This window comes from Stenotrophomonas sp. 704A1 (assembly GCF_030549525.1).
GTDB classification, from domain to species: domain Bacteria; phylum Pseudomonadota; class Gammaproteobacteria; order Xanthomonadales; family Xanthomonadaceae; genus Stenotrophomonas; species Stenotrophomonas tuberculopleuritidis.
Map to the genome: position 1 here is coordinate 947,387 of NZ_CP130831.1, position 19,245 is coordinate 966,631.

Annotated in this window: 17 protein-coding genes and 2 tRNA genes; 10 read left to right on the top strand and 9 right to left on the bottom strand. The window is 66.5% G+C overall.

Annotated features, from left to right (window positions below; translation table 11 throughout):
• Positions 1–41: 41 nt before the first annotated feature.
• The 6 genes from Q5Z10_RS04310 to Q5Z10_RS21385 form a co-directional block, all read right to left on the bottom strand.
• Positions 42–2,966 (bottom strand): TonB-dependent receptor domain-containing protein, encoded by a 2,925-nt coding sequence (locus tag Q5Z10_RS04310; protein ID WP_303638075.1) that lies wholly within the window; start codon positions 2,964–2,966, stop codon positions 42–44.
• A gap of 331 nt (positions 2,967–3,297) precedes the next feature.
• Positions 3,298–4,824 (bottom strand): exopolyphosphatase, encoded by a 1,527-nt coding sequence (ppx, locus tag Q5Z10_RS04315; RefSeq protein ID WP_303638076.1) that lies wholly within the window; start codon positions 4,822–4,824, stop codon positions 3,298–3,300.
• 161 nt (positions 4,825–4,985) lie between these two features.
• Positions 4,986–7,073: a polyphosphate kinase 1 gene (ppk1, locus tag Q5Z10_RS04320; protein WP_303638077.1), complete on the bottom strand. Its 2,088-nt coding sequence runs from the start codon at positions 7,071–7,073 to the stop codon at positions 4,986–4,988.
• A gap of 4 nt (positions 7,074–7,077) precedes the next feature.
• Positions 7,078–8,409: a phosphate regulon sensor histidine kinase PhoR gene (phoR, locus tag Q5Z10_RS04325; protein ID WP_303638078.1), complete on the bottom strand. Its 1,332-nt coding sequence runs from the start codon at positions 8,407–8,409 to the stop codon at positions 7,078–7,080.
• Positions 8,410–8,514: 105 nt separating this feature from the next.
• Complete coding sequence (phoB, locus tag Q5Z10_RS04330; protein WP_079220798.1) at positions 8,515–9,204, bottom strand: phosphate regulon transcriptional regulator PhoB; 690 nt, start codon at positions 9,202–9,204, stop codon at positions 8,515–8,517.
• Positions 9,205–9,320: 116 nt separating this feature from the next.
• Positions 9,321–10,967: a M48 family metalloprotease gene (locus Q5Z10_RS21385; protein ID WP_303638079.1), complete on the bottom strand. Its 1,647-nt coding sequence runs from the start codon at positions 10,965–10,967 to the stop codon at positions 9,321–9,323.
• A gap of 142 nt (positions 10,968–11,109) precedes the next feature.
• Between Q5Z10_RS21385 and grxC the strand changes: the two genes are divergently transcribed.
• The 7 genes from grxC to Q5Z10_RS04370 all read left to right on the top strand — a co-directional run bounded on the left by grxC (position 11,110) and on the right by Q5Z10_RS04370 (position 16,291).
• A complete protein-coding gene (gene grxC / locus Q5Z10_RS04340; RefSeq protein WP_303638080.1) occupies positions 11,110–11,400 on the top strand; it encodes a glutaredoxin 3 in 291 nt (96 codons plus the stop codon).
• Positions 11,397–11,789 (top strand): carboxymuconolactone decarboxylase family protein, encoded by a 393-nt coding sequence (locus Q5Z10_RS04345; protein ID WP_005408260.1) that lies wholly within the window; start codon positions 11,397–11,399, stop codon positions 11,787–11,789. The genes grxC and Q5Z10_RS04345 overlap by 4 nt, the downstream gene beginning before the upstream one ends.
• Positions 11,790–12,102: 313 nt before the next feature.
• On the top strand, positions 12,103–13,107 hold the full coding sequence (locus Q5Z10_RS04350) for an isocitrate dehydrogenase (protein WP_154262480.1): 1,005 nt from the start codon (positions 12,103–12,105) through the stop codon (positions 13,105–13,107).
• Between the two features lie 131 nt (positions 13,108–13,238).
• Complete coding sequence (locus Q5Z10_RS04355; protein WP_303638081.1) at positions 13,239–13,649, top strand: hypothetical protein; 411 nt, start codon at positions 13,239–13,241, stop codon at positions 13,647–13,649.
• 161 nt (positions 13,650–13,810) lie between these two features.
• On the top strand, positions 13,811–14,554 hold the full coding sequence (locus tag Q5Z10_RS04360; protein WP_303638082.1) for a cysteine hydrolase family protein: 744 nt from the start codon (positions 13,811–13,813) through the stop codon (positions 14,552–14,554).
• Positions 14,555–14,607: 53 nt separating this feature from the next.
• Positions 14,608–15,516 carry a LysR family transcriptional regulator gene (locus Q5Z10_RS04365; RefSeq protein WP_303638083.1) on the top strand — a complete coding sequence of 303 codons (909 nt, stop codon included), beginning with the start codon at positions 14,608–14,610 and terminating at the stop codon, positions 15,514–15,516.
• A gap of 25 nt (positions 15,517–15,541) precedes the next feature.
• Positions 15,542–16,291 carry a sulfite exporter TauE/SafE family protein gene (locus Q5Z10_RS04370; RefSeq protein ID WP_303638084.1) on the top strand — a complete coding sequence of 250 codons (750 nt, stop codon included), beginning with the start codon at positions 15,542–15,544 and terminating at the stop codon, positions 16,289–16,291.
• A gap of 60 nt (positions 16,292–16,351) precedes the next feature.
• Here the strand turns inward: Q5Z10_RS04370 and Q5Z10_RS04375 are convergent, their stop codons facing one another.
• Positions 16,352–17,110: a Bax inhibitor-1/YccA family protein gene (locus Q5Z10_RS04375; RefSeq protein ID WP_303638085.1), complete on the bottom strand. Its 759-nt coding sequence runs from the start codon at positions 17,108–17,110 to the stop codon at positions 16,352–16,354.
• Positions 17,111–17,291: 181 nt separating this feature from the next.
• Between Q5Z10_RS04375 and Q5Z10_RS04380 the strand changes: the two genes are divergently transcribed.
• The 3 genes from Q5Z10_RS04380 to Q5Z10_RS04390 all read left to right on the top strand — a co-directional run bounded on the left by Q5Z10_RS04380 (position 17,292) and on the right by Q5Z10_RS04390 (position 18,518).
• Positions 17,292–17,368: transfer RNA gene (locus Q5Z10_RS04380), tRNA-Pro, on the top strand.
• 39 nt (positions 17,369–17,407) lie between these two features.
• Positions 17,408–17,484, top strand: a tRNA-Arg gene (locus tag Q5Z10_RS04385).
• Positions 17,485–17,603: 119 nt separating this feature from the next.
• Positions 17,604–18,518, top strand: a complete 915-nt coding sequence (locus tag Q5Z10_RS04390) for an AbiTii domain-containing protein (protein WP_303638086.1) — start codon at positions 17,604–17,606, stop codon at positions 18,516–18,518.
• Here the strand turns inward: Q5Z10_RS04390 and Q5Z10_RS04395 are convergent.
• Together Q5Z10_RS04395 and Q5Z10_RS04400 are read right to left on the bottom strand one after the other, a co-directional pair.
• On the bottom strand, positions 18,515–18,907 hold the full coding sequence (locus Q5Z10_RS04395) for a site-specific integrase (RefSeq protein ID WP_303638087.1): 393 nt from the start codon (positions 18,905–18,907) through the stop codon (positions 18,515–18,517). The two genes, Q5Z10_RS04390 and Q5Z10_RS04395, sit on opposite strands and share 4 nt — an antisense overlap.
• Positions 18,894–19,187, bottom strand: a complete 294-nt coding sequence (locus Q5Z10_RS04400) for a hypothetical protein (RefSeq protein WP_303638088.1) — start codon at positions 19,185–19,187, stop codon at positions 18,894–18,896. The genes Q5Z10_RS04395 and Q5Z10_RS04400 overlap by 14 nt, the downstream gene beginning before the upstream one ends.
• Positions 19,188–19,245 lie beyond the last annotated feature (58 nt).

Below are 19,245 nucleotides of genomic sequence, written 5' to 3' on the forward strand. Positions count from 1 at the left end.
CGAAGGGGCCGTGGTCGTGGTGCCTCAACCGCGCGCAGGGATCAGAAACGCTGGGTGTACTTCATGTAGATGAAGCGGCCGATGTCGTAGCCGCCGTAGTACGAGAACACCGAACGGGGCTTGGTGTACATGATCGGTCCCTGCTTGTCGAACACGTTGTTGGCGCCGACCGACACGGTGGCGTCCCACGGCAGGTTGTAGCGGAACTGCAGGTCGTGGAAGGTCACCGAACCGCGCTCGTTGTAGTTGCGCGCGCCCTTGTACCACGGGGCGTACACGCCGGGGTCGGAGCATTCGTCGGCGTAGCGGGTCGGATTGACGCACTGTTCCTTGACGCTGGAGTAGTAACGCGCGGTCCAGCTGACGCCGAAGTTCTCCAGGTCCCAGCCCACGGTCAGGTTCGACCGCACGCGGAAGCCGATGCCGGTGTTGACGGCGATGCCGTTGTTGACCGTCGGCACGATCGCGGCATCGTTGGAGGAGCGGAAGATGTCCTGCGCCACGTAGGTGGTCGACCACGAGGTGCTCAGCTTGCCGTAGTCGGTGTCCACCCGGTAGGACACGTCCATGTCATAGCCTTCCACTTCGGCGAAGCCGGCATTGCGGTTGCCGAACTTCAGGCCGGTGACGATGCCGGTGCCCGGATTGCGGGTGAAGCGGGCGCAACGTTCGGCCAGGCCCTGCTCGTAGCAGTCGATCAGGATCTGGTTCGGGCTGTCCTCAACGATGGTGTCGTCGATGCGGATCTTCCACCAGTCCAGCGACACGTTGAAGTTGCTGATGAAGGTCGGGCTCCAGACCACGCCCAGGGTGCGGCTGGTCGAGGTTTCCGGCTTCAGGTCCGGGTTCGAGCCGGAGGTGAACGGGGTCGGCGTGGCGGCCACCGAGCCTTCGGTCGGCTGGTTGCGGTTGTCCAGCTGGCGGAAGTTGGCGATGTCGGCGATGTCGCGTGCGCAGCGGCTGCGGACCTCGGCACTGGTGCGTGCCGAACCGTACTTGCTGTCACACGGATCGGAGAAGTTGGCGAACGTTTCCGAACCACCGCCGTACAGGTCGGAGATGGTCGGCGCACGGAAGCCCTCGGCCCAGGTACCACGGACCAGCAGCTGGTCGATCGGCTTCCACTTGAAGCCGAACTTGCTGTTGAGCGTGTTGCCGAAGGTGTTGTAGTCGGAGAAGCGCGTCGCCGCGTTCAAGCTCAGCTCACGCGCGCCGGGCAGATCGGCCAGCACCGGCACGTTCAACTCCAGGTAGGCTTCCTTCACCTTGTACGAGCCACCGGTCGGGCCAGCGGCCAGGTTGGTGGTGGCGCCGCTCTGGGCCAGCGGGTCGGGCACGAACTTGCCGGTTTCCTCACGGTTTTCCAGGCCGAAGGCAAAGCCCAGGTCACCGGCCGGCAGGGTGAACAGGCTGCCGCTGATGGTGGCGAACGCATTCTTGGACGTGGTGCGGCCGGTGGCGTTCTCGGCCGGGAACAGCCAGTCCTGCAGCGCCTGGTTGTTGGTCATGCCATACGGGCTTTCCACGCCGTACGGAATCAGCGGATTCCACGGCATGCAGTTGGCGATCGGCGCGCCCGGCGTACCGCATTCGACCTTGCCCGTTGCCGGGTTCAGGAACGACCTGCCGGTTGCCTGCTCGACGCGGCCCTTGTGCAGGTTGCCGAAGGTGTTCTGGCGCAGTTCGTTCTTGTTGTACTGATAGCCCACTTCCCAGTCGAAGTAGCGCTCGCCGATGTCGAACGAACCATCGAACGCGGCCACGGCGCGATAGGTCTTCAGCTCGCTGGTGCTGGTGCGGGGGACTTCCCACAGCCGGCGGTTCCAGCTCACTTCGGTCGGGCGGGCATAGCCATGCTGGTTGCCGAACGGATTGAAGTAGCTGTCGACCGACATGCCCTTGATCTTGGCGGTGGCGGTGTCGAACGGATAGCCGGCGGTGACGCGGGTCGACGAGCGCTTGTTGTAGCCCAGTTCGGCCTTGAAGCGCACGTTGTCGGTGATGTTGGCCTGGCCGGAGAAGTACAGCGAATCACGCTTGATCGGGTAGCTCAGGTGCATCTGATCATTGGTGTTGCTGACATCACCGGTGAACGCGGTCGGGTCGGTGAAGTGATAGTTGGCCGGGTTGGTCGGGTCACTGCCGCGGTTGAGCGCGTAGTCGCAGCCGGCGGCCTTGGTGCAGCCCGGGCCGCCCTTCACGCCGTAGAACTGGCCCCACTGGCTGTTGGTGGTCCAGCCGTCGGTCGGGTGGCGGTCGGTATTGCCGTACTGGCTGAAGCCGCGATCGCGCGCCCACACCGCCTTTTCTTCCGAGTGTTCGGCAGCGAAGGTGGCCGAGAAGCGATCGTTGGACCAGCCGGCAACCACGTCGAAGCGATCACGTTCGCCGTCGCCTTCGCTGTACTGCCCGTGGTAGACGTTGGCGGTGATGCCGGTGACGTTGGTGCGGGTGATGATGTTGATGACGCCGGCCATTGCGTCGGAACCGTAGATGGCCGAGGCGCCGTCCTTCAGCACTTCGATGCGCTCCACCGCCGAGACCGGCAGGGTCGACACGTCCTGGTAGCCGGAGGTGCTGATGCCCAGGCGCTTGCCGTTGACCAGCACCAGCGTGCGCTGGGTGCCCAGGTTGCGCATGTTCACGTAGGTGCCGCCGGCGTCTTCGCCGGCCGACAGCACGTTGGCGCGGCTGATGGTCGGGCTGCCCATCGCGGTCACGTTCTGCAGGATGTCCGACACCGAGCTGAAGCCCTGGCGCTCGATATCCAGGCGGCTCAGCGCCAGCACCGGCTGCGACGTTTCAACGTCGACCTGGCGGATGCGCGAGCCGGTGATTTCGATGCGGTCCAGGTTGGTCGGGCTGGCGCCGCCGTCCTGGGCGAGGGCGGGCAGGGCGGCCAGCGTTGCGGTGGTCGCCAGGGCATAGCGGATGGCCTGCCCCAGAGCGGTGGTGCGTGAAGTCATGACGAGCTCTCTCTCTCTCAGGTCGTGCAAAGGACGCCAAAACGGGCGTCGAAGAAGCCGGCAGGCGTAATGACCGAGCCGGCGACCCGATAGTAGTCTCGTTGGTTAACGCGCTGTAAAGGGCGCATGTCGATTTGTATCAACATGCATCAATGCTTTTCACAAAACATGAACAAAAGCAGGGATTTACCGCCGCGTGCAGCGGACGCGCCCGCCCCGCCCCTGTTGCGTTGCAGCAGCTAAACAGGGGGCGCTGCGCGGTGCGTGACCGTCGGTAACGGAGCGCGGGGTGCCGGGAGGCGTCGGCCTGACCCCGGCAGGCGGCCCGGATTCAGACCACGAAAGGACGGAACTGGATGCCCAGGCCGGCGATGCCTTCGGTCTCGCCGATCAGGTCGGCGCGCAGCAGCGGCCGTGCATCGATGAACGCCTGCGGCACGATCAGCGACAGGCGGTTGTCGTCGGCGGTCAGCTCCAGCGTGGGCAGCGGAGCATCCTCATGCGCGCGGTTGAGCAGGACGGCCAGGCGCAGCAGCGCCGCCAGGCGCCGCGCGGTCAGCAGCAGGCGCTCGGGGATGGCATCGAATGCGGTCTTGCTGATGCTGCGTCGATGGTTGCGCACCAGCGCAGCGAGCATCTGCTGTTCCTGCCGCGAGAAGCCGGCGATGTCCGAGTTCTCCAGCACATAGCTGCCGTGCACGTGGTAACCGCTGTGGGCAATCATCAGCCCCAGCTCGTGCAGCTGCGCGGCCCAGCCCAGCATGCGGGCGTCGTCGGCATCCAGCTTCCAGCGTTCCTGCACCTGTTCCAGCAGCGACAGCGCCGTGTCGCGCACGCGGCCGGCCTGCAGCGTGTCGATGCCGTAGCGCTGGGTGAGTGCGGCCACCGACTCGTCGCGCGGGTCGTTGTCGCCGGCACGGCCGAGGATGTCGTAGAGGATGCCTTCGCGCATTGCGGCCTTGCTGACCAGCAGCTTCTGAAGGCCCAGGGCCTGGAACGCCGCTTCCAGCACCAGGATGCCACCGGCGATGATCGGCCGGCGGTCGCTGGACAGGCCGGGCAGTTCGATGTCGTCGATCTTCCTGGCCTTGAGCAGTTCCTCGCGCAGCTGCGGCAAGGCTTCGGCGGTGATCGCGCCCTTGCTCAGCTTCATCGTCGCGCAGATCTCGCTGATCGCCTTGTGCGTACCCGACGAGCCCAGCGCTTCCTGCCAGCCCAGTGCGCGGTACTTGCTGGCGAACGGCTGGAATTCACGGCCGATCTCGGCCAGTGCGTCTTTCCAGCGCTTCTTGCTGAGCTTGCCGCCGGGGAAGAAGCGACGGGTACTGGCGATGCAGCCGGCCTGCAGGCTCTCGCGCTCCAGGGTCTGCATGCCCTTGCCGATGATGAACTCGGTCGAGCCACCGCCGATGTCGATCACCAGCCGGTGCTGGTCGGGCTTGGGCGGTTGCGCGTGGGCCACGCCCAGGTAGATCAGGCGTGCCTCTTCGCGGCCACTGACCACTTCAATGGCGTGCCCGAGCGCGGTCTCGGCCGGCATCAGGAATGCCTGCGGCGAACGCAGCTGGCGCACGGTGTTGGTGGCCAGGGCCCTGACCCGGTGCGGGGGCACATTGCGGATGCGCTGGCCGAACCGCGCCAGGCATTCCAGCGCGCGCTGCCGCGCCGCCGCGGACAGTCCACCCTTGCCATCCAGGCCGTCGGCCATGCGCACGGTTTCGCGCAGGCGATCGATCACCCGCAGCTGGCCAAGCGTGTAACGCGCGATGACCATGTGGAAACTATTGGAGCCAAGGTCGATGGCGGCCAGCAGGTCGCCATCCTGCAATGCGGGCGGAGTCGTGGTGGTATGCGGCATGGGCGAATGTTAGCCGAAGGGTGGGGCGCGGCGTCACCGCGCGGCCTTCACATGTTGCACGGGGAGTGCGCCAGGGCAGCGCCCTGCACCCGGCCGGTGGGTCGGACCCCGACCAGCGGTCGGGATCCACGTTCGTCGCGTCGGGCCATGCCCGACGGCTGTTACAGCCCCTGCATCAAGGCCATCTGCGCCGAATGCGGCGCTTCGTCGTGGGCCGGCGAGCGCTTGTGGTAGATGCCGTCGGCATCCAGCTCCCAGGCGTTGAGGTTGTCGTCGAGGTAGTTCTGCAGCACCTCGCGGTAGACCCGCTTGGCCAGTGCCGGGTCGAGGATCGGGAAGCAGGTTTCCACCCGGCGCAGCAGGTTGCGCTCCAGCCAGTCGGCACTGGCGCAGTACAGTTCCGGCGCGCCATCGTTGCCGAACCAGTACACGCGGCTGTGCTCCAGGAAACGGCCGACGATCGAACGCACGCGGATGTTGTCCGATACACCCGGCACGCCCGGGCGCAGGGTGCACGCGCCGCGGATGATGAGGTCGATCTGCACCCCGGCCTGCGACGCGGCGTACAGCGCACGGATCACCTGCGCCTCGTTGAGGGCGTTCATCTTGGCGATGATCCGCGCCGGCCGTCCGGCGGCGGCGATGCGGGTCTCGCGCTCGATGCGGGCCAGGATGCCGGTATGCAGGGTGAACGGCGACTGCAGCAGGCGCTTGAGCTTCATCTTCGAGGCCAGCCCGGACAGCTGCTGGAACAACAGGTGCACGTCGTTGCCGATGTCGGCATCGGCGGTGATCAGGCTCAGGTCGGTGTACGCGCGGGCGGTGCCGCTGTGGTAATTGCCGGTGCCCAGGTGCACGTAGCGGCGCAGCTTGCGGCCCTCGCGGCGCACGATCAGCAGCATCTTGGCGTGGGTCTTGAAGCCGACCACGCCATACACCACCTGCACGCCGGCCTCCTGCAGGCGGTCGGCCAGGCCCAGGTTGGCCTCTTCATCGAAGCGCGCGCGCAGTTCCACCACCACCGTCACATCCTTGCCGGCACGCGCGGCCTGGATCAGTGCGTCGACGATCTGCGAATCCTTGCCGGTGCGGTACAGGGTCTGCTTGATCGCCAGCACGTTCGGATCCAGCGCGGCTTGGCGGATCAGGTCGAGCACCGCCGCGAAGGCATCGAACGGGTGGTGCAGCAGCAGGTCCTGGCGGGCCACGGTCTCGAAGATCCCATCGCTGTCGCGCAGCGTGCGCGGGGTCATCGGCGGGTACTTCAGATCCGGCTGCGCGATCAGGTCGTACAGCTGGATGATGCGGTTGAGGTTGACCGGCCCGTCGATGCGGTACACCGCGTTCTCGGTCAGGCCGAAGTTCTGCAGCAGGGTCCGTACGATGTCGCGCGGCATGTCCTGGGCGATTTCCAGCCGGACCGCCGGGCGATAGCCGCGGTCGACCAGCTCGTCGCGCAGCGCCAGCGCCAGGTTCTCCACTTCCTCCTCGTCCACCACCAGCTCGGAATTGCGGGTGACGCGGAACTGGTAGGCGCCCTGGACTTCCAGCCCCGGGAACAGCTCATCGACGAAGGTGGACAGCACCGAGGACAGGAACACGAAGTTCTGCGGGCCGCCGAGCTTTTCCGGCAGCTGGATGATGCGCGGCAGCGAACGCGGCGCGCGCACGATGGCGAGGTGGCCGGCGCGGCCGAATGCATCGGTGCCCTTCAGCACCACGACGATGTTCAGCGACTTGTTGAGGATCTTCGGGAACGGATGCACCGGGTCCAGGCCCAGCGGTGACAGCACCGGCATGATCTCGTTGCGGAAGTACGCGCGCAGCCAGCGCTTCTGGCGATGGCTCCAGGAGTGGCGGCCCAGCACGCCGATGCCGGCCTCGGCCAGCGCCGGGCGCAGTGTCTCGTTCCAGCAGCGGTACTGCTGGTCCACCAGCTGGGCGGCGCGGTCATGGATGGCATTGAGGATGGCCTGTGGGCCCATACCGTCCGGTGCCGGTGGCAGGCCGAACTCCTGCGCATGGCGCACCGCGGCCGCGCGGATCTCGAAGAATTCGTCGAGGTTGGTGCAGGAGATGCACATGAAGCGCAGCCGCTCCAGCAGCGGCACCTGCGGGTCCATCGCCTGCGCCAGCACGCGGAAGTTGAAATCCAGCTGCGACAGTTCGCGGTTGATGTACAGGGCCGGGTCACGCAACGGATCGCTGTCCGGGCTCACGGGGAGAGGGAGGGATCCGAGGCTGCTCATGGCGTCACTCTTCGATGGAGGTCAGGGGGGCGGACTCACGCGGTCGCACGTGGTCGGCATCGAAATGGCAGGCGAATACCGAACCCTTGCCGACCTCGCTGTCGATCTCCAGCCGCGCGTGGTGCAGGCCGAGGATGTGCTTGACGATGGACAGGCCCAGGCCGGTGCCGCCGCTCTCGCGCGAGCGGCTGCTGGAAACACGGTAGAAGCGTTCGGTCAGCCGCGGCAGGTGGGTGGCCGGGATGCCGTAGCCGGTATCGCGTACCGCCAGTACCGCGCCATCGCCTTCGCGACGGAACTCCACCGCGATGCGGCCGCCGGCCGGGGTGTAGCGCACGGCGTTGGTCACCAGGTTGGAGAAGGCGCTGTGCAGTTCCTTGGTCGAGCCCTGCAGGTCCACGCCGGCCAGGTCGTCGATGCTGATCTGGTGGCGGCCCTGGCTGTGCGCTTCGGCTTCGCGGCGCAGCGTCGCCAGCATCGGCTGCATGGCCACGGTCTCTTCCTCGCTGTGCTCCTGCGATTCCAGCCGCGACAGCGTCAGCAGGTCTTCCACCAGCTGGGCCATGCGCTGGCTCTGCTTGCGCATCTCCTCGAGCATCGGACCGGTTCCGGGGAAATCCTCGGGGTCCATCATGTCCAGGTAGCCGTGGACCACGGTGAGCGGCGTGCGCAGTTCATGTGAAACGTTGGCCACGAAATCGCGGCGCACCTGCTCCAGGCGCAGCAGCTTGCTGACATCGCGTGCGATCAGCAGCCAGTAGTCGGAAGAATAGGGGATCAGCCGCAGGTTCAGGCGGATGGCTGCATCGACCGGCGAGGGCACATCCAGGATCGGCTCGGCATTGCGCCCACCGGCCAGCCAGTGCGCCAGCGGCATCGGTTGCAGCCGTTCGACCAGCGCTTCGCCCAGGTCGCCGGGGTGATGCAGGCCGAGCAGGGCGGTGGCCGCTTCGTTGAACCACTGCACGCGCTGGCTGTTGCGGTCCAGCACCACCACTGCGTCAGGCAGCGCGGCGGCGGCGGCGCGGTAGCTGCGCAGCATGTCCAGCAGGCGGCGCTTGCGTACGCGCATCTCCACCTGGTTGCGGTACAGCAGGCGGTCCAGTTCGTTCCAGACACCGGTCCCTTCGGCGGCCGTGTCCCAGCGCTGGCGGGCGGTCAGCCGACGCAGCACGCGGCGCAGGCGCCAGTAGTGCCAGACCAGGGTGGCCAGCGCTGCCAGCGCGATGCACAGCCAGAAATGCCCGGTGAATCCTCCGGCCAGGCCGGCCAACAGCAACACCATGGCCACGGTGGCCAGTGTCTTCAACCAGGCAGAGCGGATGTGGCGGGGCATTGCAGTCTCGTCGAGGGGTGCGGCGGCTCACGCAGGTGAACCGTGGGTTATAGCAGAGTTGCCGACGCCGGCACCGCCAGGTGTCCGGCGCCGGCACGACGAAACTCAGGTCGCGGTGGAAAAGCGGTAACCGGCGCCGCGCACGGTCTGCACCATGTTCTCGGCGTTGAACGGTTCCAGCGTCTTGCGCAGGCGGCGGATGTGCACGTCGATGGTGCGCTCCTCCACGTACACGCTGCCGCCCCACACGTGGTCCAGCAGCTGGGCGCGGGTGTACACGCGCTCGGGGTGGGTCATGAAGAAGTGCAGCAGGCGGTATTCGGTCGGTCCGATCGGCACCGGCTGGTCATTGGCGAACACCCGGTGGGCGGCGCCGTCGATACGGATCGGGCCGACCGCCACGCTGCCGTCCTCGTCGTCGTCGCGGGCGCGGCGCATCACCGCACGGATGCGCGCGAGCAGCTCGCGTGCCGAGAACGGCTTCACCACGTAATCGTCGACGCCGGCTTCCAGGCCGCCGACGCGATCGTTCTCTTCGCCGCGGGCGGTCAGCATGATGATCGGCACTTCGCGGGTCAGGGTTTCCTTGCGCCAGCGGCGGGCCAGATCCAGGCCGCTGGTGCCGGGCAGCATCCAGTCCAGCAGGATCAGATCGGGGACGCGGTCGGCGATCGCGGTCTGGGCCTCGCGGGCGTCACCGGCGTGGACAGGTTCGTAGTCGCCCTTGCGGAGGGCGAAGGCGACCATTTCGCGGATCGCGGGCTCGTCATCGACGATCAGGATGCGTTTCTGCACGAGGGCACCGTAGGGCTCGGTTACTGGACTGGTGCCAGTAGACTACGGTTTGATGACATGTTTGTGACTACCCGGCCGTCATCTGGCCGGATTGCCATTGATCGGTCATGCCGCGCTCAGCGGCGGTCCAGGTCGGGGTCCTGCACGCCCTGCCGGCGCAGTTCCAGCACGGTGGGGGTGATCGATTCGATGCGGGCGTCGACCCGGGCGCGCCCGACATAGTCCAGCGCGGGGTTGCGCTTGAGGGCCTGCAGCTGGATCAGGGCCTGCTCCGGGCGGCCGCCCAGGAACGCGGCTTCGGCGTAGGCCTCGCTGGCGCGGACGCTGTCGCCGGCAAGCTCGCTGGCGCGGGCGTAACGCTGCTGGAAGACCGGATCGTTACCACTTTGCGACAGCAGCGGGCGCAGCATCGCCTGGGCGCGCTGGCCGGCCTCGCGGCCGCCCTGTTCGTTCAGGATCTCGGCATAGGTCAAGGCCACCGGCCGGCTGTTGGGATGCTCACGCAGCAGCTGCTCGAACCGGGTGTTGGCCTGCGCCGGCTGGCCGGCACGCGATTCCGCTTCGGCCAGGGCCAGGGCGATCCACAGGCTGTCGCGGTGGGTCCCGAGCAGGTCGGCCAGGGTCTGCCGCGCCTGGCCGGCGCCCTGGCGGCCGCCGCGCATCGTGGCCAGGGCCTGGCCGTAGCGCTGTGCGTCGTTCAGGCCGTCCTTCTGGCGCCGCGCCAGGTCGGCGTACTCGCGCTCCAGTTCCGCCGTGCTGTCGGCGCTGAGCACGCGCAGGCGCTCGCGGGCCCAATCGAAGTCACCGCTGGCGCCACGGCTCAGCTGGCCGATCGGCAGGCGCAGCACGCTGCCGGGCAGCAGCGGGTTGCTGCCGCGCAGCAGCGGGTCGCCCAGCGTCGGGTCGGCCGGATCCACCCGTTCGCGCCGCTCGCCGCTGGGCGTGCGGGTGGTCAGCAGCACCGTGTCCTTCTTCATCTGCTCGGCGCGGGCCTTGGCCTCGCTGATGCGGGTGATGTTGACCGGATGGGTGCGCAGGAAGTCGGGAACGCTGTAGCCGCCTTCGTTGCCGCGCATTGCCGTGGACATCCGTTCGAAGAACCCGGCCATCGCGTCGACGTCGTAGCCGCTGCGGGCCAGGGTGCGGATGCCCAGGCGGTCGGCCTCCGATTCATTGGAGCGTGTGTAGTCGATCTGGCGCTGCTGCATCAGGCCCATGCCGGAGCTGATCGCGGCCATCGTCGCGTTGCCCGAGGAACTGCTGTTGCTGGCCTGGGCGGCCACCACGGCGGCCAGCATGCCCAGCAGGATCGGAATCTGGTCGCGCTGGGCGCGTTCCACGCCGCGCAGCACGTGCTGCTGGGTGACATGGGCGATTTCGTGCGAGAGCACGGCGGCCACCTCGTCCTCGCGCTCGGCGGTCAGCACCAGCCCGGCGTTGACCCCGATGTAGCCGCCCAGCGTGGCGAAGGCATTGATCTGGCGGTCCTTCATCACGAAGAAGGTGTACGGCTGGCGTGGCTGGTCGCTGTTGGAGCCAAGCCGGGTGCCCATGGTCTGCAGCCAGTCGTTGACCAGCGGGTCATCCAGCAGGTACCCGTAGTTGCGCAGCTCGCGCAGCATCATCGCGCCGTACTCGGCCTGGCGCGCCGGGGTCAGCAGCTCGCCGGCCGAGGAGCCGATGTCGGGCAGCTTCTCCTGGGCCTGGGCCAGCGGGGCGGCCAGGGCCAGGGTCAGGGCAGCGGTGAGCAGCAGGGGTCGCACGCGATCGATCCTCAGGCAGGGCCCGCCCAGCGTGGCAGGGCAGGGGGCAACCATTCGTTAATCCACAGTGTTGCGGCCGTGGCGTGGAAATTCCAGCGCACCGGTACCATATATGGACCGTCGATCCATCGTGGAGTTTCCCGTGACAGCCCAGACCGCCGGCGGCGCCCCCGCCATCACCATCTATTCCACCGCGGTATGCCCCTACTGCGTGGCCGCCAAGAACTTCCTCAAGAGCAAGGGCCAGCAGTGGACCGAAGTCCGCATCGACCTGGACCCGGTCGAGCGCGAGAAGATGATGGCCAAGACCCGCCGCACCAGCGTGCCGCAGATCTTCGTCGGCGAGGTCCATGTCGGCGGCTACGACGACATGATGGCGCTGCATCGCGAGGGCAAGCTCGAGCCGCTGCTGGCCGGGCAGGGCCAGGCATGAGCGCGGCCGACGACGGCAGCAAGGACCGCATCGCCGAGTTCACCGATTTCCGCAAGCGCATGAATGAACGCATCCTGGGCGAACCGAACCAGGTGGTGCGTCGCTTCTTCGCCCTCGACACGCAGACCTACCAGGCCGGCGCGCTGGACGTGAAGACCAAGGAACTGCTGGGCCTGGTGGCCTCGATGGTGCTGCGCTGCGATGACTGCATCAGCTACCACGTGGCCCAGTGCAAGGACGCCGGCGTAACCCGTGAAGAGTTCTTCGAGACCTTCTCGGTCGGCCTGGTGGTCGGCGGCTCGATCGTGATCCCGCACCTGCGCCGCGCGGTCGATTTCCTCGACCAGCTTGAAGGCGGCGCCGCCGCCCCGGCAGCGCACGAGCATTGAGGCAGCGCCGGGCCACGCCCGGCGGGTACCTGAACGAAAAGCCGCCGGGCATGGCCCGGCGCTACCTTGCGCGCAGAGGCCCTTACCGCGATCCAACAGCGCAGGAGCCCCCTTGTTGTTCAAGGGGGCGCGCCGACAGGCGCGGGGATAAGGTGGGATGCGCGGGCAATTCTGCCTGAGCCGGGCACTGGGACCATGGTCTATTTGGGACCTCGGCCCCGGCTCAGGCATAATTGCTGGTGAAACTTCCTTTGCGCCGGCGTTTCCGGGCACGTCCGGACGGCGTTTTTCCCCCTGTTCGGAACATCGATCAATGACGCAGAAAATTACGGTCATCCGCGGCGACGGCATTGGCCCGGAAATCATGGACGCCACCCTGTTCGTGCTCGACCAGCTCAAGACTGGCCTGGAGTACGAAGACGCCGACGCCGGCCTGGTGGCCCTGGAGAAGCACGGCGACCTGATGCCGGCAGTCACCCTGGAATCGATCGCGCGCAACAAGGTCGCGCTGAAGAGCCCGCTGACCACTCCGGTCGGTGGTGGCTTCACCTCGATCAACGTCAGCCTGCGCCGCCACTTCGACCTGTACGCCAACGTGCGTCCGGCCCACACCTTCCCGAACACCAAGTCGCGTTTCAACAACGTCGACCTGATCACCGTTCGTGAGAACACCGAAGGTGCCTACCTGGCCGAAGGCCAGGAAGTGTCGGCCGACGGCGAGACCGCGTTCTCAGGCACCCGCATCACCCGCAAGGGCTCCGAGCGCATCGTGCGCTACGCCTTCGAGCTGGCCAAGAGCACCGGCCGCAAGAAGGTCACCGCCGTGCACAAGGCCAACATCATCAAGTCGACCTCGGGCCTGTTCCTGAACGTCGCCCGTGAAGTGGCCGCGCAGTACCCGGACATCGAGTTCCAGGAAATGATCGTCGACAACTGCTGCATGCAGCTGGTGATGCGTCCGGAACAGTTCGACGTGATCGTCACCACCAACCTGTTCGGCGACATCATCTCCGACCTGTGCGCCGGTCTGGTCGGCGGCCTGGGCCTGGCCCCGGGCGCCAACATCGGCAAGGACGCGGCGATCTTCGAAGCCGTGCACGGCACCGCGCCGGACATCGCCGGCCAGGGCAAGGCCAATCCGTGCGCGCTGCTGCTGGCCGCCGCGCAGATGCTGGACCATGTCGGCCAGCCGGAAAACGCCGAGCGCCTGCGCAAGGCCATCGTGGCCACCATGGAAGCCAAGGATTCGCTGACCGGCGATCTGGGCGGCACCGGCACCACCATGAGCTTTGCCCAGGCCATCGCCAGCCGCCTGTAAGCGGCCGGCGTTCCGGCTGGAGATCGTCTCAGCGATGTCCAGTCCGGGCCTGCAAGCGTTGAAGACGGGCCGTCCTTGTACGGCCCGTCTGCGTTTTCAACTGCGGCTTTTCACCGACAGGATTCCTTCAGATGCCTGAGGCGGCCGTGTGGGTCGTGGCGGCCGTTGCCGTCTATGCCATCGTCGTGGCCATCTACGCCATCTTCTACTGGCCGTGGTCCCGCGCCCAGCGCGCGCTGCGCCGCCTGCGGACGCAAGGGGCGCCCCTTCGCAGCATGCGGCAAAGCGAGGCGCGCAACCTGCAGCTGATCGAATTTCCGGCAGGATCGCCTGTGTATCTGCTCGAAGGCAGCTGCGCGGAGTTCGTGATCAGGAGCAGGATCTCTCCGGCCCAGCATGTGCAGACGTTGGCCGGCGTCCCGGTGAAGTATCCGGCGGGCCTTGCAGGTGCCGTGCGCGCGGGCAGCAATACCGCCGAAGTGGTGCTGGGGCGCGACCACGCGATGGTCGTGCGGCTCAATGGGGTCAAGCTGGCCTGGTAGTGTCGAGCCATGCTCGACTGCTCCTGCGTAGTCGAGCATGGCTCGACTCCACAAAAGCTATCTGTGCACCAGTCGCACAGATCATGTTCCTTTGGGTGGCTGGTTCGTGCGCCACCCGCTCCGCATCCTGTGCTCACTTTCCACTGCACAGGAGTCGCCCCATGAATCTCTCCGCCTTCGGCCTGGCCAGCCTGATCGGCATGGCTGCCGCCGCACCGGTCGCCGCCGCCGAACCGACCCATCCCACCATCCGCCACATGGCCGGGGCGCCGACGGTTGCCTCGCTGGATGCAGCGAAGACCGCCGTGCTGGTGATCGACTTCCAGAACGAGTACTTCGACGCCAAGGCCGCGCCGGGCTTTGCCGGTGGCCGCATGGTCATTCCCGATGGCGTGGCCGCACTGCGCCAGGCCAAGCGGGTGGTCGCGTTCGCCGATGCGCACGGCATCCGCGTGATCCATGTGCAGCACGTGCTGCCGGCGGGCGCGCCGCTGTTCGCGCAGGGCAGCGTCAATGCCGCCTTCCATCGCGACCTGCAGCCGCGCATGGGGGAGACCGTGGTGCAGAAGGACAACGTCAGCGTGTTCGCTGGCAACTCGGCCGCGGTGCTCGACACGGTGCTGAAGGATGCCGGTATCGACACGCTGATCGTCACCGGCCTGCAGACTCATGCCTGTGTGGCCGGTGCTGCGCGCGACGCGGCGGCGGCTCCGCGCGGCTACCGGGTGATTGTCTCCTCCGATGCCAGCGCCAGCCGCGACCTGGACCTGGCCGGTGGCCAGCGCATCGATCATCGCGCGCTGCATGACGCTTCGCTGGCGCAGATCGAAGATGCCTTCGGCGATGTCATGAGCACCGACGCCATCCTGGCGTTGCCCGTGCGCAAGGCCGGCGACGGCGCTTGATAAGCTGGCGGGGCCCGCATGCCGCGGGCCCCGCCACGTGGAGCCACCTGCCGATGGATCACTTCGCCGCCCTGCGTGCGCTGCGCGCCATCGTCGACGCAGGCAGCTTCACTGCGGCTGCCGAACGCCTGGGGACTACCCACTCGGCGATGTCACGGCAACTGCGGCAGCTGGAAGAGCATCTGCAGGTGCGACTGCTCGATCGCAACAGCCGCCGGCTGTCACTGACCGAAGCCGGTCGCGACTATTACCGCGAGGCAGCAGCGCTGCTGGATCGCCTGCAGGAAGCCGATGATCGCGTGCGCGCCGGGCAGGCGCAGCCCAGTGGCATCGTGCGCATCAGCGTGCCGCAGGTCGTGGCCAGCCAGGAGTTGCCGCATTGGCTGCCGTCGTTCCTGCAGCGCTACCCGCAGGTCGCCCTTGACCTGTCGGCCGATGATCAACTGGTCGATGTCGTCGGTGGCGGCTTCGACCTGGCCCTGCGCATCGCGCCTTCCTTGCCGGACAGCCAGCTGGTCGCACGCGAGCTGGCCAGCTGCCCGCGCATCCTGGTCGCTGCACCGGCCTATCTGGCGCAGCACGGTCTGCCCCGGCAGGCTTCGGACCTCGCGCAGCACACGCTGCTGGGGTTCAGTCCTACCGCAACGATGTCGCCTTGGCCGCTGCAAGGGCCGCGCGGTGCCACCGCGAGCATCGAGGCGGGGCAGCGCCTGCGCGTGGACGCCACGCCGGCGCTGTACGCCGCCGCGCTGGCCGGCATGGGCATCAGCCTGTTCACTGCGCTCACCGTGCAGGAGGATCTGCGCGCCGGTCGCTTGATCCGCGTGCTGCCGGCGTGGCATGCCGGGCAGCGCCGCTACTTCGCGCTGTATCCGCATGCGCGGGCGCTGGCGCCGAAGGTGCGTGCGCTGGTCGATCACCTCGCGGCGCACTACGCTGCGCAGGTGGGCGCGGCAGGGTAGCCGCGCGACAGCAACCGAGGTGGTGATGGAGTCGGTGTATCTGCTGGTCGCGCTGGGCGCGATCGTCGCCGGATTCGTGCAGGGCCTGTCCGGCTTCGCCTTTGGCATGGTGGCGATGTCGTTCTGGGCATGGGGACTGGAGCCACGGCTGGCGGCGACGCTGTCGGTGTTTGGTGCGCTGGTCGGGCAGCTGGTCGCGGTGTTCACCGTGCGCCGCGGTTTCAACCTTCGCCTGCTGCTGCCGTTCGTGCTGGGCGGGCTGGCGGGCATTCCGCTGGGCGTGATGGTGTTGCCGCAGCTGGACATGGACTGGTTCAAGGCGCTGCTGGGCGGCTTCCTGGCGCTGTGGTGTCCGGTGATGCTGATGGCGCGCTCGTTGCCTCCGGTCCGCGTCGGCGGTCGTCTCGGTGACGCGATCGCTGGCATGGCCGGTGGCGTACTCAGCGGCATCGGCGGCTTTGCCGGGCCGGTGCCGACGTTGTGGAGCACCCTGCGCGGCTTCGGCAAGGACGAGCAGCGTGCGGTCATCCAGAACTTCAACCTGGCGATGCTGGCGGTGACCATGGCCATCTATGTCGGCAGCGGCCTGGTGAGTCGGCAGATGTTGCCGTACTTCGCCATCGTGGCACCGGCCATGCTGGTGCCGACCCTGCTGGGCGCGCGGGTCTACATCGGCATCAGCGAGGCACGCTTCCGGCAGCTCGTGCTGGGCCTGCTGACCGTGTCAGGCATCGCGTTGCTGGCGTCGTCGCTGCCGGTGCTGCTGGCGCGCTGAGGGAGGAACGAAAAAGGGCGCCACGAGGGGCGCCCTTTGTCGTCCATGGCATCTTGCGGCTCAGCGCTGCTGGATCTTCGACAGCAGGCGCAGGAACTCCACATACAGCCAGACCAGGGTCACCATCAGGCCGAATGCGCCATACCACTCCATGTACTTCGGCGCGCGCTGGGCCACGCCGGTTTCAATGAAGTCGAAGTCCAGCACCAGGTTCAGCGCGGCCACCACCACCACGAACAGGCTGAAGGCGATGCCCAGCCAGCTGGCGTCATGGATCACCGGCACGTTGATGTTGAAGAAGCCCAGCACGAACGAGGCCAGGTACAGCAGGGCGATGCCGCCGGTGGCGGCGACCACGCCCAGCTTGAAGTTCTCGGTGGCCTTGATCAGGCCGCTGCGGTACGCGATCAGCAGCGCGAACAGGGTGCCGAAGGTCAGCAGCACTGCCTGGAACACGATGCCTGGGAAGCGCAGTTCGAACACTGCGGAGATCGCGCCCAGGAACAGGCCTTCGACCAGCGCATACAGCGGCGCGGTCACCGGTGACCATTCCTTCTTGAACACGGTGACCAGCGCCAGCAGCAGGCCGCCGATCGCGCCGCCCATGGCGTACAGCTTGGCGCCGGCCATCACCTGGCCGTAGTCGTCCACGGTCTGGTTCCAGGCGAAGGCCGCGGTGAGCACGGTCAACAGCAGCAGCAGGCCGGTCTTGTTGACGGTGCCGTTGAGGGTCATGGCCTGATCGGGGTGGGTCACCACCGAGCCGCTGGCCAGATCGAGGAAGGTCGACTCCGAGAGAGCCGGATTGCCGCTGCGCATGCGAAATCTCCGTGCGAATGAAGGAACAGTGCGGCCATCCGGCCGATGACCGCGAGCATAGCCGATGACTGCCTGCGGCGCCGTGGCAGGGTCGCGATCCGAACCGTCCGCGTTGACAGTCCGGCGCGCGCTTGGCGACAATGGCCAACTCCGCGGGCCTGGCCCGCGGAGATCGCAACACCGGGGTATAGCGCAGTCTGGTAGCGCGCCTGCTTTGGGAGCAGGATGTCGGGGGTTCGAATCCCTCTACCCCGACCAATCCCACGTCACGTCGGATTGGACGCCGTTCCGGTTCGGGCGCCCGTAGCTCAACTGGATAGAGCACCGGCCTTCTAAGCCGGCGGTTACAGGTTCGATTCCTGTCGGGCGCGCCATTGAAATCAATGGCTTACAAGGAATTCCCTGTGGATAACTACAGCCCTCCTGAACTTCCTCCTGAATTGGCGGCGATGGCGTGAGGTAGACTGGGGTCAGGTTCGAACAGGGACGTTATGTGAATTCAGCCACTAAGGCTGCCGCCGAGATCGTTGCGATACTGGGTTCCGAGCAGTGCAACCTGGTCAATGCGCTCATCAAAGCCCGCATCCTCGCCAGTCAGATAGGTCAGGATCAGCTCAATGAGTGGGTTGGATGGGAGCTGACGGGATATCCGGAAGGTGCCGAATTGCCACCCTACCGGCGGGTGAAATTGACACCGAAGGCAAATTTGTTCAACGGCCTGTACCGCCTCAACAACCAAACGCTTCCCACATTCGCGCTATCCGATCAGCAGAGGGAGCGCATCCTGGTTTCAAGCCTTCGGCAATCGGTCGTTGCCATTGAGCGCTGGACTAGCGAGGGGGTCCATGCGGCATATCCGCCAGAATTCGCAGCATTGTTCCGGGATGTTATCGATCCGACCTATGAGTTCGTGTCCCTGTGGGGTGAGCCTGGGGTGGGCGCATATGATCAGGTGCTGGTGGAAATCCGGGCGCGGCTGTTGGGCTATGTGTTAGACCTACAGAAGACGCTGCCGCAAGGCGACGACACCAATGAACCTGAGACCAATTCGATGAAGGACAAGCGCGACAGCATGTTCCACGGCGCAATATTTGGTCCCAATACGACCATCCAGATTGGCAACGCCAATACCGCCAACGTGACCAACACTGTTGCGCAGGGGGATCTGTCTTCACTCGTAAAGCTCCTGCGCAGCAAGGGTGTTGCAGAGGAGGACCTGCGGACACTGGAAGTCGCGGTGAAAGCAGACGGCGACGAGCCCAAGAAGAGCAAGGAGCTCGGCCCTGCCGTTTCGTCCTGGGTGGGCGCTGCCGTCATGAAGGCAGCGTCCGGTGCGTGGGACATTTCCGTCTCAGCTGCTGGAACCCTGGTCGCGGACGCGCTATCGCGCTATTACGGATTTCCCTAACGGGTAGGAGGAGGCGCATCCCCGCTTCCCGCTTCATTGACGACTGGAAGCGAGTGGTCGTAGACGTTCAGCATTGCGTCGGTGACGTGCCCGCTGGCCTCCTTCTTGTTTCCCTTGGAGTCAGTCACCCCCCGATGCTTCAATCCGTGCAGGGCAAAGCGCTCGGGTGACGTAATCACACCATCCCTGACCGCATTGCGCATGAAGTGGCCCCAAGCTGTGTGCCAACCATGTCCGGTGAGCATTTCTCCATCCTCACTTACGAAGAGCGGCCGCAACTTTGGCGACAGTGGTGCATTGAATTGGTTGATTCCACGCTTGGCCCAAATAGCAGCGCGGCGATCCTGTAGGACCTTGATCGCGATTTTGGTCTGCTCACCCTTGCGCACCAGGTTGTCGCGACTGCCTTTTGCGGCGGTTGGTCTGAAGGACCTCTCCCTCCACGTGGTGATCAGTCAGCGTTCGAACTTCGACACCGCGCAGACGCGCCTGGTAGGCCAACTCCATCGCTGCCCATAGGTAAACTGGCAACGCTCCTTTCTCGCGCGCGCCGCGCTTGCTGCAGCCACGAGCGTAGTCTTGCACCCGGCGGAAAACGTCGCGCTCGGGCATCCGGTGATCGCGCTTCTCCTTGACCTTCTTGATGCCGGCGGCGGGGTTGGTGGTCACATGGTCGTGCTCGCGCGCCCAGCCAAAGACGCGGCGCAGGTAGCTGAGCCAGTGGTTC

Coding starts and splice junctions, on each gene's coding strand:
- Q5Z10_RS04310 (WP_303638075.1), bottom strand. CDS start 2,966: ATGACTTCACGCACCACCGCTCTGGGGCAGGCCATCCGCTATGCCCTG.
- ppx (WP_303638076.1), bottom strand. CDS start 4,824: ATGCCGCATACCACCACGACTCCGCCCGCATTGCAGGATGGCGACCTG.
- ppk1 (WP_303638077.1), bottom strand. CDS start 7,073: ATGAGCAGCCTCGGATCCCTCCCTCTCCCCGTGAGCCCGGACAGCGAT.
- phoR (WP_303638078.1), bottom strand. CDS start 8,409: ATGCCCCGCCACATCCGCTCTGCCTGGTTGAAGACACTGGCCACCGTG.
- Q5Z10_RS04345 (WP_005408260.1), top strand. CDS start 11,397: ATGAGCGCGGCCGACGACGGCAGCAAGGACCGCATCGCCGAGTTCACC.
- Q5Z10_RS04350 (WP_154262480.1), top strand. CDS start 12,103: ATGACGCAGAAAATTACGGTCATCCGCGGCGACGGCATTGGCCCGGAA.
- Q5Z10_RS04355 (WP_303638081.1), top strand. CDS start 13,239: ATGCCTGAGGCGGCCGTGTGGGTCGTGGCGGCCGTTGCCGTCTATGCC.
- Q5Z10_RS04360 (WP_303638082.1), top strand. CDS start 13,811: ATGAATCTCTCCGCCTTCGGCCTGGCCAGCCTGATCGGCATGGCTGCC.
- Q5Z10_RS04365 (WP_303638083.1), top strand. CDS start 14,608: ATGGATCACTTCGCCGCCCTGCGTGCGCTGCGCGCCATCGTCGACGCA.
- Q5Z10_RS04370 (WP_303638084.1), top strand. CDS start 15,542: ATGGAGTCGGTGTATCTGCTGGTCGCGCTGGGCGCGATCGTCGCCGGA.
- Q5Z10_RS04375 (WP_303638085.1), bottom strand. CDS start 17,110: ATGCGCAGCGGCAATCCGGCTCTCTCGGAGTCGACCTTCCTCGATCTG.